7 protein-coding genes are annotated in these 9,777 nt (G+C 62.8%); 5 read left to right on the forward strand and 2 right to left on the reverse strand.

The genetic code is table 11. From position 1 onward, the window contains the following. The first annotated feature begins 456 nt into the window (after window positions 1–456). Window positions 457–1,215: a tetratricopeptide repeat protein gene (locus AC5DC2_RS13200; protein ID WP_197489653.1), complete on the forward strand. Its 759-nt coding sequence runs from the start codon at window positions 457–459 to the stop codon at window positions 1,213–1,215. A 115-nt stretch (window positions 1,216–1,330) separates the two neighbouring features. Here the strand turns inward: AC5DC2_RS13200 and xth are convergent, their stop codons facing one another. Continuing rightward, window positions 1,331–2,122, reverse strand: a complete 792-nt coding sequence (gene xth / locus AC5DC2_RS13205) for an exodeoxyribonuclease III (RefSeq protein WP_024709296.1) — start codon at window positions 2,120–2,122, stop codon at window positions 1,331–1,333. Between the two features lie 204 nt (window positions 2,123–2,326). Here xth and AC5DC2_RS13210 point away from each other — a divergent pair, with 204 nt between their 5' ends. After that, the gene (locus AC5DC2_RS13210) at window positions 2,327–3,694 is read left to right on the forward strand and encodes a uracil-xanthine permease family protein (RefSeq protein WP_024709297.1); all 1,368 of its coding nucleotides are present in this window, start codon (window positions 2,327–2,329) and stop codon (window positions 3,692–3,694) included. Between the two features lie 79 nt (window positions 3,695–3,773). Here AC5DC2_RS13210 and erpA read toward each other — a convergent pair whose 3' ends face one another. Beyond that, window positions 3,774–4,106: an iron-sulfur cluster insertion protein ErpA gene (erpA, locus tag AC5DC2_RS13215; RefSeq protein ID WP_024709298.1), complete on the reverse strand. Its 333-nt coding sequence runs from the start codon at window positions 4,104–4,106 to the stop codon at window positions 3,774–3,776. Between the two features lie 205 nt (window positions 4,107–4,311). Here erpA and AC5DC2_RS13220 point away from each other — a divergent pair, with 205 nt between their 5' ends. From AC5DC2_RS13220 to AC5DC2_RS13230, 3 genes are all read left to right on the forward strand, one after another. Further along, window positions 4,312–5,529: a deoxyguanosinetriphosphate triphosphohydrolase gene (locus tag AC5DC2_RS13220; RefSeq protein ID WP_491698810.1), complete on the forward strand. Its 1,218-nt coding sequence runs from the start codon at window positions 4,312–4,314 to the stop codon at window positions 5,527–5,529. 53 nt (window positions 5,530–5,582) lie between these two features. Next, window positions 5,583–7,343, forward strand: a complete 1,761-nt coding sequence (gene argS, locus AC5DC2_RS13225; protein ID WP_491698812.1) for an arginine--tRNA ligase — start codon at window positions 5,583–5,585, stop codon at window positions 7,341–7,343. Between the two features lie 64 nt (window positions 7,344–7,407). Beyond that, entirely contained in the window at window positions 7,408–9,627 is a 2,220-nt protein-coding gene (locus tag AC5DC2_RS13230) for an SPOR domain-containing protein (RefSeq protein WP_491698811.1), read from the forward strand. Window positions 9,628–9,777: the final 150 nt, after the last annotated feature.

Consider the following 9,777-nt stretch of genomic DNA (forward strand, 5'->3'; position numbering starts at 1 on the left):
AGGGATTTTAAGTCCCTTGCGTCTACCTGTTTCGCCACGTCCGCTTCGGCCAAGAGCTTTATTATGGCGATGGTCTTTAGGCAACACTTGATCGCGGTTCTTCCGGCGCGGCCAAAGGGCGTTCGCCGGTGATGCTGTCTTAACCTTGTTGCGGACAAGTGTTTGGTTTGGCCTCGTTTTCAGACTCAAACTTGCAAGTGTGTCGCTTGCGTCACAGTAATTCAGCAGAATTTCACATAAAAGCATTTGGCAGAAGGCCGTCCATTTCCCGCCACAAAGGAAGAGCATCAGAAGGGTCTGGTGCCGTTGTCGGCGAGCCAGGGTTTTCGGTCCGGCCGTGGGTCGGCGCCGCCGGCGTTTTTGCCGGGCAGGTGTGTCCGGTCAGGTGTTTCGGTGAAGAAACGTTCAATGATGATGGATAAGACAGGTCACAGACAGATCGGCATTGTCGTGGTGATGGCAAGCCTGATGATCGGCTCCGGCGTCGGGCGACCTGCCCGGGCCTTCGATATTACCACGGACGTTCCGAAAGAATCCGGCCGGTTCGATCTCTTTCGTTTCGGTTTCAAGGCTTATCAGAACGGCGACAAGGAAAAGGCAGTCGAAGCCTATCGTTATGCCGCGGAAAAAGGGCATACCGGTTCGCGCTGGGCGCTCGCCAATATGTATGCCTATGGCGACGGCGTTCCAGAGAATGATTACGAGGCTTTCAAGGCCTATGCCGAGATCGTCAATCACGATGTCGAGCCGGGCTCTCCCGACACGGGGTTTTATGTGAACGCCCTGCTGGCGCTCGCAGGCTACTACCAGACGGGCATTGCCGGCACGCCGGTCGAAGTGGATTTGGTGCAGGCGCGTCAGCTCTATTTCCAGGCTGCGTCGGTATTCGGCAGTCCCGAGGCGCAGTTCCGCCTTGCCCGGATGATCCTGAACGGCGAGGGCGGCGCCAAGAATGTGCGCCTGGCCAAGAAATGGCTGAACCTCGCCCGCAAGAACGGCAATGTCGGCGCCATGGCGGTGTTCGGCGATCTCGTTTTCAACGAGGGGCAGCCGGTGCTCGGCCTTGCCTATCTGACCATGGCCGCGGATCGTTGCGCGCCCGGCGATTGCTCGTGGATCCGCGAGCTGCAGGAAAAGTGTTTCTCCGTTGTCGATGAGAACGACCGCCGCGGCGCCATCGCGCTTGCGCAAAATATGAGCACAAGCAACCCTTGATTGTTGTTTCCGTAAGCAGCCGCAACAGCGGCTGACCATCGATTTCGCGCATATCGTCCTTGCATGCGCTCGTCAGCGATCAAGATTTCTTGGGCAAGGTTCTGTCGGGCGCGGTCTACGGCCAGTCGCAATCAAAAACTGCTGTCACCGGCACGTGGTCGGACGGCTTCTCCCAGCCGCGCACTTTCTTGTCGATCACGGTCGAGCGCAGCCTGTCGGCGGCCTCGCAGGACAGCAGCATGTGATCGATGCGGATACCGTTGTTCTTCTGCCAGGCGCCCGCCTGATAGTCCCAGAAGCTGTACTGTCCGCCGGCATCGTCCGTGCTCGTCACCGCGTCGTAGAGGCCGAGGGCCAGAAGCGCGTTGAAGGCCTCGCGGGTGGCCGGCAGAAACAATGCATCATTCGCCCAGACGGCCGGGTCATGGCAGTCGCCGGGGCGGGGGATGACATTGTAATCGCCTGCGAGAATAAGCGGCTCCTCCAGCTTAAGCCTTTGTGAAATATGGCCTTTCAAGCGTTCCATCCAGGCGAGCTTGTAGGGGTACTTGTCGCTGTCGACCGGATTGCCGTTCGGCAGATAGATCGAGGCGACGCGCAAGACGCCGCCGGCGATGCTGAAAACGCCCTCGATGTAGCGCGACTGGATATCATCGTCGGCTCCCGGCAGGCCGCGATTGGTCTCGTCCGGAGCCGTCTTCGAAATCAGCGCGACGCCATTGAAGCCCTTCTGGCCATGGGTCTCGACATGATAACCGAGCGCCTCGATCGGCGCCCGGGGGAAGGCCTCGTCCTGCGACTTGATCTCCTGCAGACAGACAATGTCGGGCGCCTCCGTCTCAAGCCAGGCCAGCAGATTGTCCAGCCGCGCCTTGATGCCGTTGATGTTCCAGGTCGAGATCTTCATGGGGCCGCCTTTCGGTGCTTCGACCTCACCCTTATGCAGAGGACGCCCGCGATTTGCAAACGCCGCGTGCGGCCGCGGCGTGCAGAAGAAGGAATTGCAAGGCGACCGGGAAATGTGACAATTTCGTGGCACGGAAATTGCATCGCAAAAGTTGCTAGCAGCAGGGGACAACGCGCGGCTTCGGCCGCCTTTGAAAGAGAAATCATGAGCGAACAAAATCTGAGTGCGGAGCACCACCATATTATCTTCAAGCTCAACGACGTGCCTTCGCCGCACGCATCCTTCCTGGCGGCCTTCCAGCACATTCTCGCCAGCATCATCGGGATTGTCACGCCGACGCTGATCATTGGCGGAGCGCTGGGTCTCGGCGAAAACATGCCGTACCTTCTGGCCATGTCGATGTTTGTGTCCGGCGTCGCCACCTTCATCCAGTGCCGGCGCATCGGGCCGGTCGGCTCCGGGCTCCTGAGCGTGCAGGGAACGAGTTTCGCCTTTCTCGGGGTCATCCTCGCCGCGGGCTTCGCCGTCAAGGGCAGGGGCGGCACGCCCGAGGATATCCTGGCGATGATCTTCGGGCTCTGCCTCGTCGGCTGCGCGGTCGAGATCGTGCTGAGCCAGTTCATCACCCGGATGGGCCGCATCGTCACGCCAACAGTCACCGGCATCGTCATCACCGTCATCGGCCTGTCGCTGGTGAAATCGGGCTTCACCGATTTTGCGGGCGGCGCAGGGGCCGGCGATCAGCTTGGCGCCCCGGTCAACATCTTCCTCGGCCTTCTTGTCGTCGCCGTGATCATTTTCTTCTCCTTCTCGAAGGTCCCGATGGTGCGCATCGCGGCGATCATGCTCGGCCTCCTGGCCGGCTTCGTGGTTTCGATCTTCTTCGGCATGGTCGACTTTTCGCGGCTCGGCGCCCAGCCGCTGTTTGCCGTGCCGCAGCCGCTGCGCTACGGGCTGGATTTCGATCTCGGCCTGTTCATTCCGATCGCCTTCGTCTACCTGATCACGGCAATCGAGACGACGGGCGACCTGACGGCGAACTCGGTGATTTCGGGCGAGCCGGTGCAGGGCGACGTCTATCTCAGGCGGATCAAGGGCGGCGTTCTCGCCGACGGCATCAATTCCGGCATCGCGGCGCTGTTCTGCACCTTCCCGAACACGACCTTCAGCCAGAACAACGGCGTGATCCAGATGACGGGCGTGGCAAGCCGCCATGTCGGCTATTATATCGCCGGCATCCTGGTGGTCATGGGCTTCTTCCCGGTCATTGGCGGCGCCTTCCTGCTGGTGCCCAAGCCGGTGCTCGGCGGCGCCACCGTCGTGCTGTTCGGTTCGATCGCTGTCGCCGGCATCCGCATCCTCGCCTCCGAGCCGATCGACCACCGCAAGGTCTATATCATGGCGGTCTCCTTCGGCCTCGGCCTCGGCGTCACCCTCGTGCCGCAGTCGATGCAGCAGATGCCAGACATCATCCAGAAGGTGTTTGCGACGCCGATCACGCTCTCCGGCCTCTCGGCGATCCTGCTTTCGCTGGTCATTCCGGAGAATGCCGGCAAGGCCATCAAGGATTGACAGCCCGCCAAATGACAGAGGCCGCGCTTTCCGGCGCGGCCTCTGTCAATTCCCGGCATCGGTTCAGGCTGCGACCGGATCAGATCGCGAAACTGGTGCCGCAGCCGCAGCTTGCCACGGCATTTGGGTTCTGGATCTGAAAGGACTGGCCGAGCAGATTGTCGACGAAGTCGATCTCCGCACCGGCCATATAGACCAGCGAGATGCTGTCGATCAGCACGGTCGCGTCGTCCTTGGTGATCACCACGTCGTCTTCTTCCGGGCCTTCCACAAGGTCGAACTTGTAGGAAAAACCGGAACAGCCGCCGCCCTCCACGGAGACCCTGAGGGCGTGTTTGTCGTTATCGCTGCTGATGATCGATGCGATCCGCCGGGCGGCTGCATCGGAAAGCGTCACTGTCTGGGTATCCATCTCAATTCTCCGGCCGCGCGGCTTCCCGGGCCAAACTGCAATGCCCGGAGCCGCAAGGATTTCTTTTGCCACCGCGCCGGAAGCGGCGATGGCTTTCAATCATGTCCAATCTTAGTTAAGAACGCCGATGAAGGCCGTCAACGGTCAATTTGCATCCGGGTTCTCCGTGTTTCGCAAAAGCATGTCTCGCGCAACAGGATAGAAAATGACAATCGACAGATCGGCACTCGGCTTCGGCGACGTCGCGCTCGCGGTCTATGCCTGCGACCCCTGGACAAGCCGCGGCCGCCTCTTTCCCGAGACCGACAGCCTGACGCGTTCGCCCTTCCAGCGCGACAGGGACCGGATCATCCACACGACCGCGTTCAGGCGGCTGAAGCACAAGACCCAGGTCTTCATCGCCCAGGACGGCGATCACTACCGCACGCGCCTCACGCACACGATCGAGGTTGCCCAGGTCGCCCGTTCGCTTGCCCGGGCGCTGAGGCTCGACGAGGACCTCGCCGAGGGCGTGGCGCTGGTGCATGATTTCGGTCATACGCCCTTCGGCCATACCGGCGAGGACGCGCTGCACGAAAAGATGGCGGATTACGGCGGGTTCGATCACAACGCCCAGTCGCTCAGGATCGTCACAAGCCTGGAGCGCCGCTATGCCGATTTCGACGGCATCAACCTCACCTGGGAAGCGCTCGAAGGCCTGGTGAAGCACAACGGGCCGCTTCAGACGCCGGGCGGCGAGGGGCTCGACGGCCCCGTTCCGCAGCCGATCGTCGATTACAGCCGGCGTCATGACCTCTGGCTTTCCACGCATGCAAGCCTCGAGGCGCAGGTCGCCGCGATCGCCGATGATATCGCCTACAACACGCACGACATCGATGACGGCTTGCGCTCGGGCTATCTGACCTACGAGATGCTGGAGGAGGTGCCGTTCCTCGCCGGCCTGATGCGCGAGGTGCGTGATCGCTATCCCAAGCTCGAGGATGCCCGCTTCACCAACGAGATCATGCGCCGCCAGATCACGGCCATGGTCGAGGATGTGATCGGCGTGACCCAGGCCAACCTGCGTGAGGCGCGGCCCGGAAGCGCCGACGATGTCCGGCTTTCAGGGCGCACGCTTGCGACCTTCTCGCCGGAGATGGCCGAAATCGACCGGCAGATCAAGAAGCTGCTCTTCGGCCATATCTATCGCCATCCGGATATCATGAGGATCCGCGCCGGCGCGGCGCAGATCGTCAGCGAGTTGTTCGATGCCTATTTCGCCGATCCGGAGCTGATGGGATCGCATCCCTGGACCGAGGGCGTCGAGGCGCTGACGCCGGCGCAGCGGGCGCGCCATGTGGCGGACTATCTGGCCGGAATGACCGATACCTATGCCGAGAAGACACATCGGCAGCTGTTTGACCATACCCCCGATTTGCGCTAGAGCCGCCGCTGAAAGCGCCTTTCGCCGCCGGACGGCGGCCCATGGAACATGACATGAACCTCTTCACCGACTTTGAGCAAAGACTGAACGAACGGCTGCTGACGATTGCGGCGATTGCGGAGAAACGCGACGCGCTCGATTTCTCGCGCCTGGTGGTGGAGCCGCCGCGCGACCCGAGCCACGGCGATATCGCCATCAATGCCGCGCTGGTTCTGGCCAAGCCGCTGGGCAAGAAGCCGCGCGATCTTGCAGGCGAAATCGTCGCGGCGCTCGAAAGCGACGCGGATATCGCCGAACTGTCGATCGCCGGTCCGGGCTTCATCAATATCCGCCTGTCCGATGCCTTCTGGAAGCGCATGCTGGTCGCAGCCCTCGGCGAGGCGGAGGATTTCGGCCGCAGCACGACCGGCGCGAACCGCAAGATCAATGTCGAGTATGTTTCGGCCAATCCCACGGGGCCGATGCATGTCGGCCATTGCCGTGGCGCGGTCGTGGGCGATACGCTCGCCAATATTCTTGACTACGCCGGCTTTGACGTGACCAAGGAATATTACATCAACGATGCCGGCGCGCAGATCGACGTGCTGGCGCGTTCGGTGTTCCTGCGCTACCGCGAGGCGCTCGGCGAGACGATCGGCGCCATCCCCGAAGGACTCTATCCCGGCGACTATCTCGTGCCCGTCGGCGAGGCGCTGAAGGCCGAGTTTGGCCCCTCGCTTCACAACCTGCCGGAAGACGAGTGGATGCCGATCGTCAAGGACAGGGCGATCGATGCCATGATGGTGATGATCCGGGAGGATCTTGCGGCGCTCAATGTCCGTCACGAAGTGTTCTTTTCCGAGCGCCGGCTTCATGCCGACGATGCCTCGATGATCCGCACCGCGATCAACGATCTCACCTTCAAGGGGCATGTCTACAAGGGCACGCTGCCGCCGCCGAAGGGCCAGCTTCCGGAAGACTGGGAAGACCGCGAGCAGACGCTGTTCCGTTCCACGGAAGTCGGAGACGATATCGACCGGCCGCTGATCAAGTCTGACGGCAACTACACTTATTTTGCCGCCGACGTTGCCTATTTCAAGGACAAGTATGACCGCGGCTTCCATGAGATGGTCTATATTCTCGGCGCCGATCACGGCGGCTATGTCAAGCGCCTGGAAGCGGTGGCGAAGGCGGTTGCCGGCAACGACGCAAAGCTCTCCGTCCTGCTCTGCCAGCTGGTGAAGCTGCTGCGCAACGGCGAGGAAGTGAAGATGTCGAAGCGCTCCGGCAATTTCGTCACCCTGCGCGAGGTGGTGGACGAGGTCGGCCGCGATTCCGTGCGCTTCATGATGCTCTATCGCAAGAGCAGCGAACCGCTGGATTTCGATTTCGCCAAGGTGACAGAACAGTCCAAGGACAACCCCGTTTTCTACGTGCAGTACGCCCATGCGCGGTCGATGTCGGTGATGCGGCAGGCACAGGAAGTCTTTGCCGGGCTGGATATTTCGCAGAAATCTCTGGAAAAGGCGGTTCTCGCGGCGGATTTCGAGCCGGAAGAACTCAAACTTGTGGCAAAATTGTCCGAGTATCCGCGGGTTGTGGAGTCGGCCGCACTGATGCGGGAGCCGCATCGACTGGCTTTTTACCTCTATGATCTTGCATCGAACTTCCATTCCCACTGGAACAAGGGGAAGGACAAGACGGAATTACGCTTTATTAATGAGGGTGACCGACAATCGACGCTTGCAAAACTGGGACTGGTTTCTTCCGTGGCCGCCGTCCTGCGCTCCGGCCTCGCTCTGACGGGCACGGATGCCCCGCAGGAAATGCGTTAGGGACCGTCTCATCCGCACTTAATCTCGCGCCCTCGGCGGCGCGGGGCAGCATCGGTGGAAGAAGATGGCAGATAACAACAAGCCGGATCACGGGAAAGCCGGTCCCGCACACACGGACGCGGACGATCCGTTCGCCGAACTGGCGCGGCTGATCGCCCCGCGCGAGGCGGAAAGGCCCCGCGCCGCCGAGACTGCCGACGACCTGGCCGACGAATTGCTGCGTGAATTCAACGCCTTTCCCGGCCAGTACCCGGCGGCTGACGACACGCCGGAAGAGCCCGCAATGCCGGAGCCCGCGCCCGAACCGCGCGCTCCTCCGCTGGTGTTCGAGTCCTTCCATCCGCTGGACCCGCCCGTGCGGGAAGCCGCTCGCGAACCGCGAGAGTGGACGGAAGAGCCGATTGCCGATGTCCCGGATCATGACGGGATGAACCTTGGCGAAGGTTTCCTGGAAGACGAACTCAGACAATCGATCGCTTCTCTCGACCTTTCCGGAGAGGAAGACCAGGGAATTCCGCCTGCGGAAGAAGAGGCCATTCATCCCGATACGCTGTTTGCCGCGCCGTCCCATGGCGCCGAACAGCCCGCCGCCGTGCCGGAAGACGAGCATGCCGGAAGCGGGAACTGGGCAGCGCCCTATCGCCTGGACGATGAGGCAACGACCGATACCGCCATCGAACAGGATGAAAATGACCTGGCGCTCGATCTCGATGAACTCGAGCTCGAGCTTGCCGACGTGTCCCGTCCCGGAAACGACGGTCCCGAACCGCTGGAGGAGGTCGGCGCCGGAGAAGCGGGCCGCGACGATGCGTTCGATCCGGCGGCCATCGTTCCGACCGACGAGATGCCGCGGCCGGTTGATGATCTCGACCTGCCGCGTATGGCCGATGAAACCGAGACCGTTCGCGAGCCGCCGCCGCCCGTTTATGAGTTTGATCTCGACGAGGAGCTTGCCGACATGCTGGCCAGCCAGCCGGCGCTCGTCGATCCGCTGAGCGAGCCCGCGCGCGATCCGGAGCCGACCGGCGAAGAGGTTCAGCACCCGCGGAACGATCGCGTCTATGACGATGACATTGAACGCGCGCTCGAGGAGGGCTTTCTGCTCGCGGAAAACCGCCCGGCCGGCGCGCAGCCTGCCTATGCGGATATCGCCGACGAGAGCTATTATGACAGCGACGAGCAGGAGCGGCGGCCGGGATGGCTTGCCGTCACCTTCATGGGCTATGGCCGTATTCTGCTGTTCGGCCTTGCCTTTGTCGTCATCGCCGTGCTGGCAGTCTTTGCCGGGCTCCGCTATCTCGGCAGCGCCGGCGAGGGCGGCCCGGTCATCATTGCCGCCGACGATACGAGCGTGAAGGAAGCGCCGGAAGATCCGGGCGGCGAGGTCGTTCCGAACCAGGACAATGTGATCTTCAACGACGCCTCGCAGGCGCTCGAGGCCGCGCCCCGTCAGGGCAGCCTGATCGCCTCCGACCAGGAGCCGGTCGACGTGAACGACATTGCGCCCAATCCGCTTGCCGACAGCGTGGCCGACAACGCGGCCGGGCAGACCGGCGGCGGCGTTGTCGAGCCGCGCCGGGTGCGCACCATCATCGTGCGTCCCGACGGGACGCTTGTCGAGCGCGCGGCGCCCGAGGCGACGGACACGGGCGGCAGCGTGAGCGGCGCAGGCGGTTTCGTGACCGCTTCCCCCGATGATGCGGGAAGCCTCGTTCCGCCCAAAACCGCAAGCGATGCCGGCGCGGCAGCGCCGGGCGAGACGGATACGCCTTCCGTCGCCGACGTGCTGAACGGCGCGACGGATGTGCCGGATGCCGCCGGTCTCGCCGGTCAGGATATCGCGGCAGGCGAAGCGGCGGATGAGCCTGCGGCGCCCGTTGGGGATTTCGGCATCGCCAATGTTCCGATCCCGACGCCGCGGTCGACGACCGGCGGTCCGCCGGCCACGCGACCGCAAGCCGCGCCTGCCGCCCCGAGCCAGCCGGTCGCAACGGCTGCGCCTGCCGCCAGCGCCGCGCCCGCAACGAGCGCCGCGCCGTCGTCGCGCTATGCGATGCAGATCGCCTCGCTGCCGACGGAAGCGGAGGCGCAGCAGGCCTACCGGCGTCTTGCCGCACAATATCCTGCGGTGCTCGGGCGTCGTCCGGTGGAAATCGTCAGAGCCGATATTGCCGAGCGGGGGACCTATTACCGGGTTCGTATTCCTGCCGACAGCCTTTCGGATGCCCTGTCGCTCTGCGAGAGCTTCAAGGCAGCAGGCGGCAGCTGCTTTGTGCCCCGGTAGGCCCGGCTCAGGCGTCTTTCGACGGAAGAAAGCTGTGCATGACGGGCGGGCAAATTTCGCGCTTTGGCGGGAAACCACTATGATTCGCGGATGACCGAGACACGCAAGGCCATGATTCTGGGGTGCGGCGGAACACGCCTCAGCGCGGAG

Source organism: Martelella sp. (assembly GCF_984369615.1).

Excerpts from the sequence above, each read along its gene's own strand:
- AC5DC2_RS13200 (WP_197489653.1), top strand. The coding sequence starts at position 457 with ATGGCAAGCCTGATGATCGGCTCCGGCGTCGGGCGACCTGCCCGGGCC.
- xth (WP_024709296.1), bottom strand. The coding sequence starts at position 2,122 with ATGAAGATCTCGACCTGGAACATCAACGGCATCAAGGCGCGGCTGGAC.
- AC5DC2_RS13210 (WP_024709297.1), top strand. The coding sequence starts at position 2,327 with ATGAGCGAACAAAATCTGAGTGCGGAGCACCACCATATTATCTTCAAG.
- erpA (WP_024709298.1), bottom strand. The coding sequence starts at position 4,106 with ATGGATACCCAGACAGTGACGCTTTCCGATGCAGCCGCCCGGCGGATC.
- AC5DC2_RS13220 (WP_491698810.1), top strand. The coding sequence starts at position 4,312 with ATGACAATCGACAGATCGGCACTCGGCTTCGGCGACGTCGCGCTCGCG.
- argS (WP_491698812.1), top strand. The coding sequence starts at position 5,583 with ATGAACCTCTTCACCGACTTTGAGCAAAGACTGAACGAACGGCTGCTG.
- AC5DC2_RS13230 (WP_491698811.1), top strand. The coding sequence starts at position 7,408 with ATGGCAGATAACAACAAGCCGGATCACGGGAAAGCCGGTCCCGCACAC.